This window comes from Dorea sp. YH-dor226, from assembly GCF_039832105.1.
Taxonomy (GTDB): Bacteria; Bacillota; Clostridia; order Lachnospirales; family Lachnospiraceae; genus Dorea_A.
Genome location: NZ_JBDOHS010000001.1, coordinates 253,481 through 268,675, shown reverse-complemented (window position 1 = coordinate 268,675; position 15,195 = coordinate 253,481). Strand labels below are relative to the sequence as shown.

Genomic DNA, 15,195 nt, shown 5'->3' with positions numbered 1-15,195 from the left:
CCTGAAAGAAAGGAGACCGAGACTATGAAACGGATAACAAAGGTCGAGGCAGCCGATACCGGAGCGGCGCGAAAACTGCGTGTGGCAGCATACGCCAGAGTTTCCACAGACTCCGAAGAACAGCTTATCAGCTTGGATGCCCAGAAGAACCATTACGAAGTTCTGATCCGTTCCCGTAAGGACTGGGAATACGCGGGACTGTACTACGATGAAGGCATCAGCGGAACCAAGATGGCGAAGCGTGACGGTCTGCTTTCCATGCTTGCAGACTGCGAGAGAGGGCTGATCGACTATATCATCGTCAAATCCATCAGCCGATTCTCCCGAAACACAGTGGAGAGCATCGAGACTGTCCGTAAGCTCTGCAGCATGGGCATTTACATCCTGTTCGAGAAGGAGAATGTTGACACCGGAAAGATGGAGGGCGAACTGCTGCTCTCCATTTTGTCAAGTCTGGCAGAAAGCGAATCCCGCTCCATTTCCGAGAATGAGACCTGGAGCATTCAGAAGCGCTTCCGCAACGGCACCTACAAAATCGCCTATCCTCCCTACGGTTACGATTACATCGATGGAGAGATGGTGGTGAATCCGGAGCAGAGCAAGGTTGTAAAAAGAATCTTCGACATGGTGCTTTCCGGCAGCAGTACAACTCAGATAGCTAAGGCACTGAACGAGGAAGGTGTAGCCACCAAGCGGGGCGGCAGATGGACAGGCCATACCATCAACGGCATGATCAAGAACGAGAAGTATACCGGGGATGTCATCTTCCAGAAGACCTACTCTGATGACACCTTTACCCGCCGCAGGAACTACGGTGAAAGAGACCAGTTCTTTGCACAGGGACACCATGAAGCCATTATCAGCCATGAGAATTTTGATGCCGCCAACGACATGATTGCAAGGAATGCCGCCGAGAAAGGCATCTATGCTGACAGCCGGAAGTATCAGAACCGATACGCATTTTCGGGCAAGATCATTTGCGGAGACTGCCAAGCGGTGTGGAAACGCAGAAAGATTGGAGATTATTTCGGTTATGTCTGCACCACCCACCTGGATGATAAGGATGCCTGCACCATGAAGTCCATCCGGGAAGACAGCATCATGGCAGCCTTTTCGACCATGATGAACAAGCTGATCTTCGCAAGGGACAAGGTCCTTCTTCCCTTCTCAAACGCACTGAAGACCGCTGAAAAGGCAGAATACCTGGATGAGTTTACAGCATTGGAAGAGGGGCTTGAGAAGAACCTTCAGAAGAGACAGCAGATCACACAGCTTTTTACGAAGGGCTACCTTGACCCTGCGGTCTACGCACAGCAGAACGATGAACTTCTGAATGCGAGTGCAAGGCTTACCGCCGAGAAGGATGCCATCATCGCAAAGATCAGCGGCGGCAGCAAGCAGAAGGAAGCACTGGAAGACATTCTTCACTACACTTCGGGAGCTTCCATGATGACGGAATTTGATGAAGACCTTTTCACAAGATTTGTGGACAGGGTCATCGTTTACAGCAGAACGGAGATTGGATTCGACATGAAATGCGGACCTATCTTCCGGGAAAGGATTTGATTATGAAGCACACACCATACGGATACGACATTGTGGGCGGTGCGGCGGTCATCAACGAAGAACAGGCTGCCAACCTGCGAAAGCTGTGTGAGAACTACCTTTCCGGCATGTCCTTTGTCCAGGCGGCAAAGGATGTGGGACTGGAGATGAAGCACAGCGGTGTCAAAAGACTGATGCAGAACCCACGCTACCTTGGAGACGATTTCTACCCTGCGATACTTACCGCCGAAATCGCCCAGGCAGTGGAAGCCGAAAGGCTGAGAAGGGATGCCCTTTACAAGGGTACAAGATACACGAAGGAAGCGGTGACTACGGTAATCCCTACAAGGTTTGCCATGAAGCGTACCGCTCAGAAATACCAGGATCCAATCAGGCAGGTAGAATATGCCTACAGTCAGATAGAGGAGGCGAAGTAAATGCAGGCACTGGCACAGAATGTTACCGTCATTCCGGCACGAAGACGAGTCGGTTCGCAGAGAACGGCTGCCCAGGTGCAGAAGATCAAGGTTGCCGCCTACTGCCGTGTTTCCACAGACTCCGAAGAACAGGAAACCAGCTATGAGGCACAGGTCCGCCATTACACGGAGTACATCAAGAGCAAGCCGGAATGGCAGATGGTTGAGGTTTACGCCGATGACGGTATTTCAGGCACCAACACTGCCAAGAGAGACGAGTTTAATCGCATGATCGCAGACTGCGAAGCCGGAAAGATCGACCTGATACTCACCAAGTCCATCAGCCGATTTTCCAGAAATACGCTGGACTGCCTCAAGTACACCAGAAAGCTGAAGGCACTGAACATCGCCGTTTTCTTTGAAAAGGAGAATATCAATACCATGGATTCCAAGGGCGAGGTGCTGCTGACCATTATGGCTTCCCTTGCACAGCAGGAATCGGAATCCCTGTCAGCCAATGTGCGAATGGGCATCCAGTACCGCAATCAACAGGGCAAGGTGCAGATCAACCACAACTGGTTCTTGGGCTACACCAAGGATGCGGAAGGCAACCTGATCATTGACAAAGAGCAGGCAGAAATTGTCCGCCGCATCTACTGGGAGTACCTGGAAGGGGCAAGCTTTCTGAAGATCAAGCGAAGCCTGGAAGCAGACGGCATTCCCAACGGAGCGGGACATCTGAAATGGCATGAAAGCAACATCCATCAGATCCTTACCAACGAGAAGTACATCGGCGATGCCCTTCTGCAGAAGACCTACACGGTCAGCATCCTGGATAAGAAACGTGCCGCCAACAACGGTGAGATGCCGAAATACTATGTGGAAGGCAGCCACGAAGCCATTATCGACAGGGATGTGTTCATGAAGGTCAAAGCGGAGATCGCCAGACGAGCCAATCTGAATCCTGACGGCAAACGCAGAGTTTACAGCAGCAAGTACGCACTTTCCGGCATGGTGTTCTGCGGACACTGCGGAGACATTTACCGCCGAGTGAAATGGAACAACCGAGGCTGCAAATCTGCGGTTTGGCGATGCGTCAGCAGAGTTCTCAAGGGAAAGATGGACTTTGACTGTCCGGCTAGGACGGTGAAGGAAGAAGTCCTGCAAGGGGCAATCGTCACTGCGGTCAATGATGCTTACGCAAGAAGGAACGCCGTCATTTCTCTTCTGAAAACGAACATCCAGGAAACGGTCTTTGATGACCTGGAAGCAAGGATCGTAGCGATAGATGAACAGCTTGCAGAGCTTCAGCAGCAGATGCTCGACAACTCCGGCGATAGAGAACTGGTGGAACAGCTGGAAGACCAGATTGATGACCTTCGGGGAGACCGACAGAACATCCTTGCCGAGGCAGCAGAGCGAACTGACCTGCAGGCACGAATGAACGACATGATTGCTTTCCTGGAAGAAATGCCCGCAGCCGTTACGGAGTACAGTGAAGCCCTCGCCAGAAGGCTGGTCGAAAGAATCACGATTTTCGATGAGAAGATAGTGGTGGAACTGAAATCCGGTCTTCAGATGGAAGTGGAAGAATAAAGAAAATATGGGCACAAAACGAAACCCGGAGCCGACTTTGAAAGGTTGGTTCCGGGTGATTTTTATGTTGCAAATTAACGTCAAATACTCCCCCTTGAGTAGATATCATGTGTGCGCTAGTACGCGACACATTGACAAATGGTGCGACATGATGTAAAATACAAAATGGAAAAAATTAATTATTTTGTTTTTTGAAATAAAGCAAACACAAGTCTCGTCACATTCGAAATAGGAGTAGTTTTTTATATGATTAATACTGAAAAGAAACTCGAAATTATGGAACTCCTTAGAGAAGAATTACCCGTATTGAGAGCAAAGGCGAAAGTGTCTCAAGAAGATATTGCCGAGCGAATTGGAATTTCAAGACAAACATATAGTTCCATTGAAACTGGGAAAAGGACTATGACATGGACTACATTCCTGGCATTAATTACGTATTTTCAAAATAACCCCAGTACATTGCAACTGTTGAATGGGATAGAAGGTCTTTCTGCTGGATTAAAAGAAATACTTACTTCAGATGATTCCGGAACGACAAATGAAAAAATACTATAAGAAGTAAAGAGATATTGCTTCGCTCTGATGCGAAGCATGATGAGGTGACAATATGGCAGAACTTTGGTATCAGTTAACACAATTGCCTGATTTAACACTAAATAAGTATTCTTCCCTAGAAGGAAGTGGAATAGATGGAGTGCTTGAAAAGCATATAGCTTTTTTACGCCAACTAAACAGAAAAGGCATTGTTTCGAATATCTCATACCATTTGTTTTATTTATACATATCCCCTGATGATAAGGCGAAAGATACTCCGGGTCGCAGATTGCAGATTTTTTTACTGATAAAAGGTGCACCCGACGCACTCGGAAATGTTGAGGCTCAAATCAGTGCCTCACCGTTGTCAGATTTCTTTAAGTTCGAGAGAAGCCTAAAAAAAGGATCAGATGCTCCGTGCAGCATAGAGAATATATTTAAAGAAAGACAAATTGAATATCCTGTATTCAATTCGTGTGCATTTCTGACTAAGGCTGAAACCTTTTTGCCTGCGGGAAACGGCGATGGCGAAGATTATTATATGATTCGTGACTGGGAAATGAATGATGACGGACGATTATATAATATGTGTAAGATGATGGAAGCCGTTAACCAAACCGCCGTTTATCGAGTCGATTTATATCCTGTTGAAAGAAGTGTGTCGCTGAGAGAATCTCTTAGAAAACCAATGAGTATCCTTAGAAGACGCCAGGAGGATAGGTTATCAGGATCAAGACGCGATTACGATGGAAAAGATGTTTTAGACAATTATGAGGATTTGATTGAAAAATTTGACTCATCACCGCATTTCATTGCAAACATAATGGTGTTTGCAAACGGAAGAGAAAATGCCATTTCTATTTTGGATGCTGCAGGCGCGGAAAGTTTAATTAAGGGCAAATATAATATTGCTTCGTTTTCTGCAAATGTTGACAGTATGAGTTTTTTAGATGGATCATTTGATTCACTTGAAAATATCAGAGAAAGAATGATATTGAGAAAAGGTCGGCCCGGCTTAATTATCTGTTGCGATGATTCACAGAGTATAAATTTGAATTACCTTCCGACTTTGTTTTCTTTGGAGGAAATAACTCCGTTTTTTAGGTTCCCTGCATTATACGATGGAGAAATCATTCAGATTCCTAAAGAGACAGCACCTACCTCGGTAGAAAGAAAAAATGCTCTCTTTCTTGGCAAGGACAAAAATGGATATGATGTTAACTTCCCACTGTCGTTGTTGCCTAAGCATGCATTTGTTGCAGGTGTTCCTGGATCAGGTAAAACAAACACAATGCACCACATTACATCCTCACTGTGGAAAGATCATAGGATTCCATTCTTGGTTTTGGAACCTGCAAAACAGGAATATCGAGCATTGGCAAATGATCCCGGGATGAAAGAAATGTATGTCTTTTCGCCTAATGCGGATATGAGTTTTCCACTGCATATCAATCCGTTTGAAATGCCTAAAGGTACATTAGTGGCCGAACATATTAGAAGACTTTGTTCGGTATTTGAAGGTGCATTCCCCCTCGAACCGCCTATGCCTTTTTTGCTGGATACTGCGATAGAGGCCGTATATAGAGAATTGGGATGGATTCCCGAACATGTATATACAGGGGATGAATTACAGGAAGACAGTGATAAAAAAAGACAACTGCCAACGATGTCTATGCTATATAGGAGGCTCGAGCAAGAGCTTAAATCCACACAGTATAGTGATGAAGTTAGAGGAAATCTGGAATCTGCTTTAAAGGTTCGTATAGGAAGTCTGTTGAGAAGAGAAATGGGGGACGTATTTGATGTTCCTGAATCAACTTTTACTCCCGAAAAATGGTTAGAGGTACCGGCAGTTATTGAACTTGAGTCAATGGGTTCTGGCCCCGCAAATTTCTTAACATTGATGCTATGCGCACTTATCAGAGAAACACTTAAAGTAAATCCACGTTTCGATGGTGCCGTTAGACATGTGATTTTCATCGAAGAAGCACACAACTTGATTGGTCCCGAGTCCGAAGAACAGACAGGAGCGGATGCAGATCCCAAAGTTGCTGCAACAGCTTTCATTGTAAAGATGTTAGCAGAAGTGCGAGCACTTAAGGAGGGCATTGTAATTGCCGACCAGTTGCCTACAGTTATGGCGCAGGAAGTATTAAAAAATACAGGTTTGAAAATTGGACTAAGAATTACATCTGCGGATGATAGGAATCTTCTAGGCAGCACGATGGCTGCAAGTGCTCTTCAACTTGAACAAATGTCAACTTTTGCTGTGGGCGAATCGTTGATTTTTTACGAAAAGCTTCTTAGACCGTTCACAATGAGAATCAAAGAATGGTGCGGTGAAATTGCAGATGTCAGTAAAAAAGAGATGATGGTAACATCAAAAAATGATATGGATTTACGTCGAGCGTTGGTTGCAAATGAAGCCTATCAAGATGCTAACCATACCAGTATTCGCATCATAAGCAACAAGTATTATCATTTATTGTGTGATATTGAAACAAGACTTCATCCATGCGAAGTATGGCTACAGTCTGTTTTGAAATTGCGCGAAAAAATGAGCAAGATGAATGTCTTATTTGAAAAAATCGAACTTGGTCAGATTTCTATCTCAGAAGAAGAAAAAATGTTGAAGTATGACCAATATGAAATGCTTGACAGCAGTTATCGGCAAATTCTGACGGACAAGGTCAAAATAAACGAGCCTGTTAGTATCATCAAGACTATTGGTGAATGGGTTTTTGCACTTGAAAGGCTAAAGAATGGTAGATGGACAAGGTTTGGCGCTTCTGATGATGTGCTTATCAAAGTCACCCTACTTCAGTCACAAATGTGCGATCGACTGTTGGGAATATATAAGTTGTTTGCCCAAGCAATAGGCACAAATTCTGATATGAAAGCAATGAGCAAAGACGTAGAGAAAGTGACAGCATTGTCTCTTGAGTTAAATGAAGATTTAAGTGCCTATATAAAAATGTTTGGGACAGGTGCATTTACAAGTTAAGTTCAATTAGATTTGACCATTTACATTATAAAAAGGAGAATATCTAGATGGGAAGCTTTAAGGAAAAAGGCCATGAAGGCATTAAAGAGATGCAGGAAAACAGCCGTGAAACTACGGAACTCGGTTCAGAAATGACAGAACAGGCAAGCGAAATAAATGCTGTTTTGGAAGGAATTGATCTTCAAGACGAAGAAGATGTTGAGGCTATTAGCGACACTGCCAGCTCATATCAGAGTAGTTTTGACAGTGCATTCTCTGAGCAGGTTGAAACTGCCGGAGAGCAAATCGAGCAGCAGGGTGAGCAACTTCGAGGAGAAATGGAAGGAGAACTTGATAATGTTCGTTCTGGAATTAGCAAGCTCGAACAGGCGGGTGGAATATCTGAAATAGGTCGCGATGCCGCTGAAGCTGGAAGTGCTAGGCTTGAAGGAAGCGCTCAGGAATACGAAGGAATCATCTCTGATGCAGAGGGTGTTGTTAGCGAAACTGAACAGCAAATTCAATCTTTGAAAAGTAATTTGAGTGGCATTTTCGGTTAAAGAGATAGTATAGGAGAGGATGCCTATGGCTAAAAGCTTTAAGGAATTAGGAAAAAAAGCAGAGTCTTTGATTGAACAAGGACATGAGGCTGACAAAAAAGTTAGCAGTTGCCAAGCCAGAGTGGCTTCCTCGAGTAGTAGAGTTGCGGCGGCAAGGAGACAACTGGCAGCAGCAAGTGAAACTGATGACGAAGGAAGACCGAAAGGAAACGTTGAACAAGCCAGGGCGCAACTAGGCGTGGCTCAGAATCAGCTTGCCGCTAGTCAAAGAGCTTTGGCTTCTGCGAAAGAGGAAGCGAATAGAGTTAGACAGCAAAAAAACGCTCACGTTCAAGAAATTGAAAAGCATAATGCCGTAGAACGTTCAAACATTGAGAAATTAAGGCGACTTCAATCAAGTGCATTTGCTGCAGATTCAGCCGGACTTACTGCCGGCATGGCAGATCGATTAAATCAAGCGGAAGATGCTAGAGTTGCTTTGCTTAAGAGTATGGGCATTAATGCAACTGCTGAGTATGTTACTGTTGGAGCAGATGTTGCGTCTCGTATTGCATGGAGTGGCGGAGGTTTTTCAGCTATTGATACTTCTGGCCAAATCATGTCCTATCGTGGCGGATCCGGTGAAGGAATGACTCCTGGCGGCAGTGTGCCGACACCGATTGGTGGAGCTTTGAGTTCGAATGGTGCGGGAAGCAACTGGGGCAGTGGAAATACTGATTCCACTAATCAGCCAGTAAATACTGAAAAATCTTTACTTGGCTCTAAATGGTTTGGTAAAAACGCTGATCGAAAACAACAGAAAGTCTCGACAATTGATTTCAATGGAATCACCTTGGAAAACAATGGTATGGCTGGAGATAAATACTTTGTAAAAGGAAGTAACTACGAAAGATTCAGCCATTTCTGGAAAAATTATAGTCAGTATTCTCATGACGAAAGCAACTACAGTACAACGGTAAATTCGCGTGATATTGAGGGTATATATATTAACAACAATGAGGCAAAAGACTCGCACCTGTTTTGGAATAGAGGAATGGTGTATCCAGAGGATAGCGAAATATATTTCAGCAGGATTGCGGCTCATATTCCAGAAGTAAGGCAGAGGTTAAATTCGGGTGAATCAATAGATTCTATACGTAGCAACCCAGAGTTAGCGGCTTGCTATGATAGCTACTTTGATACTCCAATCGAAGTATATAAAATCGATGACTATTATTACTTTGCAGGTTCGGGCAGACATAGATGTATGGCTGCTCAGAAATTAGGACTTGATATGCCTGTGAAAGTCATCGGTCAGTACACATCAAATATTAGTACTTTAAGTGATACTCACGACTTTGAAACCTTATCTGTATATATGGGAGCTAAACATGGTGTCCGGTTAGATTCTTCCATCGGCAATCTTGAAATAGGCACAGTCAAACAAGCACTTTCGGGATTGGAATCAGTTGTCTCAGAGTATCCGGATGTTGGAGTTTTATTGAAGGACGGAATCACATCGAAAAGTGGCGTAATGTCCTGCACCGGCAGCAAATTATCCTTTAATCCTGACTATTTCAGCGATTTGAATACACTGAAAAGTACTTGTTTGACACAGTCTAAAATGCATCATTGGATCCCGAACGCATCGCCTCAATCGATAGGAGTTCATGAGGCTGCACACGGTGTAGAATGGGCAATCATTCAAGCCAACCCAAACTATTCATCAAGGGAAGAACGGGTTATAGCCTGGAATAATTGTAGCGAAGCTAAAAAAATTGTCTTAGAAGCATGTAATCGAGTGAAACAGACCACATACGGGGCTGGAAAAACGAACTCTGAGTTAATTAGTTCTATATCAAGTTATGCGGCTACAACTTGTTCTGAGGCTATGGCAGAGGCATTTGCTGATGTAAGTGCAAATGGGGATAATGCAAATCCCCTTTCAAAAGAAATAAAACGATGTACACAAGCATTGATGAGAATGTATAAAGGAGGTTTCTAAAATGCTGACAAAAGAGCAAGCACCATGGACAGAATACCTAGTGCTAGACGAAGAAACACTTGAAAGTACTTTGCGTGCGGACACCCCACAGGAAATTCGCGAGGCTTATGAGAAGTACAAAGAGAGTGAACGCAGAATAATCGAAAGCGGAGAGCTTTTGCCTAAATAATATATCGTAATGAGACGAAATACAGAGCGATTTTTTACAAATTATACTGATTTTTCGTTTATAAATGTATACTCGCTGTGTCAGAGTAAAACACAGCCGATTATATAAAGAAAGGATACCGGAGGTACTAGAATGAGCGAAACAGAGAACTTCAACTCAACATCCTGGAATGGATGGAAAGACATCCCGGCTGGTCATGGGCAAGCGGTAGCTGCAGTTTTTGCTTTGAGAGAGCATACCGATCGTTATCGTGCAGAGTTGGTAGAGGCACGAAATGAGTGGGAAGCGGCCAAAGCAAGTAGCCAGCAGATTTATGACTCAGACACTGCTAGTGCACGTAAACAGTGTGAGGATGAACGCACTCGCTTTAATAATGAGTGCAGCAGTAACGTGCAAACAACTGAAGGCAGAAGAAACATTGCAAATACTGTGATGAATGCCTGCAATAACTTTGTAAATAATCTTCCTAAGAATGGTGCTGAAAAAGCAATTTCTGCGGCCAAGGGGGCGATTCCGAGCGTGGAGTCGAGCCAAGGAGAATTGTCTCGCGCTATCAGCGATAAGGTACGAGCATATCAGACACTAAGGGACTGTCAAATTGCTGAAGCCGAGAGGGTTCGTAATGATAAGCTTGATAAAGCAAGAACGGAGCAAATTGACAGAGATACCCAGGCAGAGCATCGTTTTGATGCAAAAGGAAAAACTATTCGAGAGAAGGGACAGGCGGATATTAGCGGTGGCTTTAATAAAGCTACTGTGAAAGCATATCAGCAGGAAATCAAATCCTCAAGATTTAATGCGGAAAGCTATGAGTGCCCGACTGCAGTTCCTGAATACATTATGCTCGGCAATATCGGTCTGATGATTCCTAATCAGACTCAAGATGAAATGACTGTTGTTCAGTCTCTGGATTTGCAGACTTCTGATATTGCTACAAGAGAGAATGGTCAGTACATTGTTGAGGTTCCGTACGCACAGCGCCTGTCTGACGGCATCTCTCTCTTGATGAGATATTCTCCTTCTGACAGAGAATATGTTCAGAGCTTAATTCAGCCACTGCTCCTCAAGCTGTTTATGTCCTTCCCTGCTGGCAAACTGGAAGCCACAATGATCGATCCGCTTGAGCTGGGAGCTAGTTTCCCTGACATTCCTAAGCTGGCAGAGGGCCCGAATTCTGCTCGTATTATCGATACAAAGATTTGGAGTAAAGAGAAAGATATTGAGACTGCAATCGCCACGCTTCGTCAAAGACTTGAAAATATGACTCAGGCTTATGGTGACGATCACGAGAGCAGATTAAAGAAGGAAGTTATTAGAGCATTAGCAATTACGGACTTCCCTGTAGGATTTAATGATACTGCGCTGAAGGATCTTCATGCTATCGTCAGAAATAGTGCATCACTTGGAGTATGCGTTATTATCTGTGCTAACGATGCTGAATTGGAGAAACTGAAACAGAAAAATGGCAACCTGGTTGCTGAAATTGCTCAGAGCGTAGTTGAGACAAAAGCTTCCGGCAACAAGATGATGATTGTCGGGGATAATCGTGAAAGAATGTTCCTTCGAATTGATGAAATGGCAGATGTATTTGAACGTAAAGGAGCAATTCTTACTCAGATTAGCTCTGTCATTGAGCACATGCAGCTTAAAATTGAGCATTTTGACAGCATGTACAAAGAAGATATCTATGATAGCAATAACTGGTTTACCGGCAATCATGATGAGATTGCAATTCCTATTGGTATCAAAGGCGCAAATACCATCGTAAAAATGGTTTTAGGCAGAGGCGGTGGAAGCACAGAACATCATGCTCTTATTGCAGGTCAGACCGGTGCAGGTAAATCTACTCTGCTCCATACCCTCATTATGAGTACCCTTATTAGCTATTCTCCAGATGAAGTTCAGATGTATCTGCTTGACTTTAAGGAAGGTGTAGAGTTTAGTGCTTATACTCGGTATCGTCTGCCTTCTCTTCGCGTTGTTGCAATTAATAGTGAACGTGAGTTTGGCTTAAATGTTCTGAAAGAACTTTGCACTGAGCTTGAAGCAAGAACTAAGCATTTCACACGATACGGTGTTTCCGATATAAATGGTTATGTGAAACTGGCTGATGTTCCTAAGGTACCTAAACTTCTCCTAATCTTTGATGAGGTTCAGGAATTGTTTAGAAACAAGTCTGAAAGCGATTCTATCAGTAGCGAATGCTTGTCTTGTTTGAATAAGCTTGTAATGCAGGGACGAGCAATGGGTATTCACGTCATTCTCGCCTGCCAGGATTTCCACAATTGTTCTGGATTGGAAGCGTATTTTAGTCAGATGGCTATTCGAATTGCTGTTAAAGGTTCCGAAGATGGAGCAGCATCAATTCTTAGTTCGGATAATGCTGGTATTAAAACACTTCAAAATCAGCCGGCTGGTGCAGCTATTTACAATGGTGGCGGCGGTGTGGAATCTGCAAACAATTTCTTCCAGGTAAGCTATATCAATGAAGAAGAAAGGCTCAATCTTCTGGAAAGACTTGATGCTTACTATACAAGTCCTGGGGTTTCTGACTTGTTTGAAGATCAGCAGACAAGAGTTCTTCTTACCAATGCTGAAGATAACATTCATAATTGCTTCAACAAGCTGATTCTTGAAGGCGCTGATAGCATTACGCATTTGGGTAAATCCAAGGATGGATATGGCCTTCTTCTCGGTCAGGGATTTGGCAAAAAGAGTGCATTTGTTCCTGAACTTAGATGTAAGGATAGAGATAATTTACTCGTTGTTACAAGAGACGAGAAAATGGCGCTTAGCATGTTTGAACTGTCTGCAATGAGCGTTTTGTATGAAGAACTTCATACTAATGCTGACAAGGCAAATGCGCTTGTGTACATTGTTGATTTGTTTGCAGATGAGCTTACGGATGAAGAGTGTGATTTTGAGTATTTAGAATCCCAGTTCCCGCAGCAGATTAAACTTGCAAAAATCGGAGATGCAGAGGAATTGATTACCAGCCTTTATGAAACCGTTGTTGGCCGTTCTGAGGGCAGAATGTCTTCTGATGAGAGAATTTTCTTTATGTTCTTTGGTATTAATCGTGCCAGAAGATTGAGAACAGGAAGAATCTATGATGAAGATAGAAATGGTGAACTCAGTGCAATCGAAATGCTTCAGAAGATTATTGTGAACGGACCTAAATATGGTGTAAACAGCATTGTTTGGGGTGAGAGTCTTAAGAGCATTGAATTGATGCTTGGTGACAGATACGATTCTATGTTTGATAAGCGTATCGCCTTTGGACTTGACGAAGACTCTATGGATATCTTAGTAGCAGAGAGCGAAGCTAAGGCAATTCGCGGAAAAACTGCTGTTTATATGGATATTGCAAGAGATGTTAAGAATACACATTTCCGTCCTTATGATGTTCCGGCGAAGGTTTGGATTGAACGATATGCGGAAACATATGAAGAAGTAATCGGAGAAGGAGGTTATTAATCAATGACATCACAGGAAGCTAAACAGCAAGTGGACGCTTGCGAAAGAAAAGTTGTTAGCGCATATGATAATATGCGTAGTGCTGCAAGAACTGTCGGAACTTCTGCGGTTTCTGCTGCAGCTAGCAAGACTACAATGAGCACTTTATTGCCTCTGATCATCTCAGTAATCGGATTGCTTCTTTTCGGTTCCCATCCGTTTTGGGCAATCGTGTTGATTGTTGCTGGTATTTGGATTGCCTATTCCTGTCACTCGAGTGCAAAATCCATTCAGAACACAGTAGAAGGTCAGCAGAAAACATTAAATTCAACGTTAGATAATAACTCGAAGATTTAAACGTTGATATTTACCTGAGACGGCTGCGAGGGGGATATCATAGTCTTCCTCGCAGCTTCTTATTATCGGAGGAATTGGGATGAAAGATGAATTCAATTGGGATAGTATCGAAGGATTCCAGCTTAAAGAATGCTATGAATTGGCACAACAATACGAACATCTTGATATTGCAAGGGATATTATCAGAGAAAAAAGGAAGAGGGTGAATCTTCCTAACAATTATGTTCCCGTTCAGCCGAATGCTAGCTACACTGAAACAGATATGCAAATTGCTTCTGATGTGATGTACTCGCTTTCATTAGAGGGCGCGGGTTCATCAGAACGAAATGAGTTTAAAAATGCTCACAAAGTCCAAAACATTTCCAATATTGCAGAACGAGAATTCCTGCTTGCATTACTCGCATTAAGGAAAGGAACATCAGAAACACAAAGAGTTGAAGCACTCCGGCATTTAGAAATAGCCAACAGCTATTCACCGAACGATTTAAGATATATTACTTTGATCAATATTATTCGTGATGCAAACAAGTGAGGTGGTCGGAATGCATACAAATAAAGTTTTGTTTTTTCTTGATTTTTTAACAAATCAAACACAAGGCTGCGAGGAACAACTTGCAGATTTATATAATCGTGCTCTTGATGAGAACGACAATGTTCAAGCTTTAAAGAAACTATTGAACGAATGCATTTTTTATGGTGAGATTGGAAGCTCTCTTCATGCAGAAGGAGTAGATATACTAAAGGAGATTTATAACGCTCCTAATCAAGCATTGAACCGTATGCCGACCGTTCGACAGACATATCAAAGAATAGAAAATGAGGTGGATCTTTGCTCGGAAATGATGAAGTCCCCTCTTCCTTTCAGCACCACTATTTCGGTATTGAAAAAGAAAGAAACAAATGCGTATATGACTGCGCTGAAAACAATAGCAAGTACATGTGTGTATTTGATGATGTTATACAACGGAGTTGATTCTATAAAGAATCTGACTTGGGATGATCGATGTGGAATCCAAGAGATGATTTATGCTGTTAATACAAAGTACTTACCAGGATTGCGTAACACCCAAAGGCCGCATTTTAGTTGGGTGATTCGTAAGAAAAAGCTAGGAGGCCGTGCGTTATTTGGCGGTGAAGCTTTTTATCTCTCTTATGAAAATATCCAAAGGGTAGATGTCCTGTGCAGTGCATTACACAAAGAGCCGATAGGAACACATGCATTTTTAAATATTGATGCATATGAATCAAATGAATTGGATGTTCCCTATTGCTGGGGGCTAGGCAATATTGTTTCAGCAACCCCTGATAATGCAATTTCCTATCTGCAGCAGGATATTGCAACAGGAATACGCAATCCAAATTGGAATGATGTGAGAAGAAAAGTACCCACCCCATTTGAGTGTATCAAACAGCTTGCAGGTGGAAATAGATTTTGTATTTCTCCAGACGAACTTGTCCTTATTATGAATCAATGGGAAATGGGGCATGAGATAGATAGACGAAAACAAACTCACAATTGCTTATTTTGTGGAAAGCATATCTCCGGGAATAAAATGGTATGTGACAGCCATTTTATATCAGAAATGTAAAGAAAA

The 15,195-nt window shown here is 43.1% G+C and carries 12 protein-coding genes; all 12 read left to right on the top strand.

Features of this window, described 5'->3' with window-relative positions; genetic code table 11:
* The first annotated feature begins 24 nt into the window (after positions 1 to 24).
* Complete coding sequence (locus ABE547_RS01375) at positions 25 to 1,566, top strand: recombinase family protein (protein WP_347377078.1); 1,542 nt, start codon at positions 25 to 27, stop codon at positions 1,564 to 1,566.
* Between the two features lie 2 nt (positions 1,567 to 1,568).
* Positions 1,569 to 1,982, top strand: coding sequence for a hypothetical protein (locus ABE547_RS01370; RefSeq protein WP_347377077.1), 414 nt, complete (start codon positions 1,569 to 1,571; stop codon positions 1,980 to 1,982).
* Complete coding sequence (locus tag ABE547_RS01365; protein WP_347377076.1) at positions 1,983 to 3,557, top strand: recombinase family protein; 1,575 nt, start codon at positions 1,983 to 1,985, stop codon at positions 3,555 to 3,557. It begins immediately after the preceding gene.
* Between the two features lie 246 nt (positions 3,558 to 3,803).
* A complete protein-coding gene (locus tag ABE547_RS01360) occupies positions 3,804 to 4,112 on the top strand; it encodes a helix-turn-helix transcriptional regulator (protein ID WP_347377075.1) in 309 nt (102 codons plus the stop codon).
* Positions 4,113 to 4,164: 52 nt separating this feature from the next.
* Positions 4,165 to 7,095 carry a DUF87 domain-containing protein gene (locus ABE547_RS01355; RefSeq protein ID WP_347377074.1) on the top strand — a complete coding sequence of 977 codons (2,931 nt, stop codon included), beginning with the start codon at positions 4,165 to 4,167 and terminating at the stop codon, positions 7,093 to 7,095.
* 47 nt (positions 7,096 to 7,142) lie between these two features.
* Entirely contained in the window at positions 7,143 to 7,634 is a 492-nt protein-coding gene (locus tag ABE547_RS01350; RefSeq protein WP_347377073.1) for a hypothetical protein, read from the top strand.
* A gap of 25 nt (positions 7,635 to 7,659) precedes the next feature.
* Positions 7,660 to 9,618: a hypothetical protein gene (locus tag ABE547_RS01345; RefSeq protein WP_347377072.1), complete on the top strand. Its 1,959-nt coding sequence runs from the start codon at positions 7,660 to 7,662 to the stop codon at positions 9,616 to 9,618.
* 1 nt (position 9,619) lies between these two features.
* Positions 9,620 to 9,787, top strand: coding sequence for a hypothetical protein (locus tag ABE547_RS01340; protein ID WP_347377071.1), 168 nt, complete (start codon positions 9,620 to 9,622; stop codon positions 9,785 to 9,787).
* 132 nt (positions 9,788 to 9,919) lie between these two features.
* Complete coding sequence (locus ABE547_RS01335; protein ID WP_347377070.1) at positions 9,920 to 13,264, top strand: FtsK/SpoIIIE domain-containing protein; 3,345 nt, start codon at positions 9,920 to 9,922, stop codon at positions 13,262 to 13,264.
* Positions 13,265 to 13,267: 3 nt separating this feature from the next.
* Complete coding sequence (locus ABE547_RS01330; protein WP_347377069.1) at positions 13,268 to 13,600, top strand: hypothetical protein; 333 nt, start codon at positions 13,268 to 13,270, stop codon at positions 13,598 to 13,600.
* A 79-nt stretch (positions 13,601 to 13,679) separates the two neighbouring features.
* Complete coding sequence (locus ABE547_RS01325) at positions 13,680 to 14,132, top strand: hypothetical protein (protein WP_347377068.1); 453 nt, start codon at positions 13,680 to 13,682, stop codon at positions 14,130 to 14,132.
* Between the two features lie 10 nt (positions 14,133 to 14,142).
* The gene (locus ABE547_RS01320; RefSeq protein WP_347377067.1) at positions 14,143 to 15,189 is read left to right on the top strand and encodes a hypothetical protein; all 1,047 of its coding nucleotides are present in this window, start codon (positions 14,143 to 14,145) and stop codon (positions 15,187 to 15,189) included.
* Positions 15,190 to 15,195 lie beyond the last annotated feature (6 nt).

What these genes read in the sequence shown, in the direction of transcription:
- ABE547_RS01375 (WP_347377078.1), top strand. Translation starts at nt 25, where the DNA reads ATGAAACGGATAACAAAGGTCGAGGCAGCCGATACCGGAGCGGCGCGA.
- ABE547_RS01370 (WP_347377077.1), top strand. Translation starts at nt 1,569, where the DNA reads ATGAAGCACACACCATACGGATACGACATTGTGGGCGGTGCGGCGGTC.
- ABE547_RS01365 (WP_347377076.1), top strand. Translation starts at nt 1,983, where the DNA reads ATGCAGGCACTGGCACAGAATGTTACCGTCATTCCGGCACGAAGACGA.
- ABE547_RS01360 (WP_347377075.1), top strand. Translation starts at nt 3,804, where the DNA reads ATGATTAATACTGAAAAGAAACTCGAAATTATGGAACTCCTTAGAGAA.
- ABE547_RS01355 (WP_347377074.1), top strand. Translation starts at nt 4,165, where the DNA reads ATGGCAGAACTTTGGTATCAGTTAACACAATTGCCTGATTTAACACTA.
- ABE547_RS01350 (WP_347377073.1), top strand. Translation starts at nt 7,143, where the DNA reads ATGGGAAGCTTTAAGGAAAAAGGCCATGAAGGCATTAAAGAGATGCAG.
- ABE547_RS01345 (WP_347377072.1), top strand. Translation starts at nt 7,660, where the DNA reads ATGGCTAAAAGCTTTAAGGAATTAGGAAAAAAAGCAGAGTCTTTGATT.
- ABE547_RS01340 (WP_347377071.1), top strand. Translation starts at nt 9,620, where the DNA reads ATGCTGACAAAAGAGCAAGCACCATGGACAGAATACCTAGTGCTAGAC.
- ABE547_RS01335 (WP_347377070.1), top strand. Translation starts at nt 9,920, where the DNA reads ATGAGCGAAACAGAGAACTTCAACTCAACATCCTGGAATGGATGGAAA.
- ABE547_RS01330 (WP_347377069.1), top strand. Translation starts at nt 13,268, where the DNA reads ATGACATCACAGGAAGCTAAACAGCAAGTGGACGCTTGCGAAAGAAAA.
- ABE547_RS01325 (WP_347377068.1), top strand. Translation starts at nt 13,680, where the DNA reads ATGAAAGATGAATTCAATTGGGATAGTATCGAAGGATTCCAGCTTAAA.
- ABE547_RS01320 (WP_347377067.1), top strand. Translation starts at nt 14,143, where the DNA reads ATGCATACAAATAAAGTTTTGTTTTTTCTTGATTTTTTAACAAATCAA.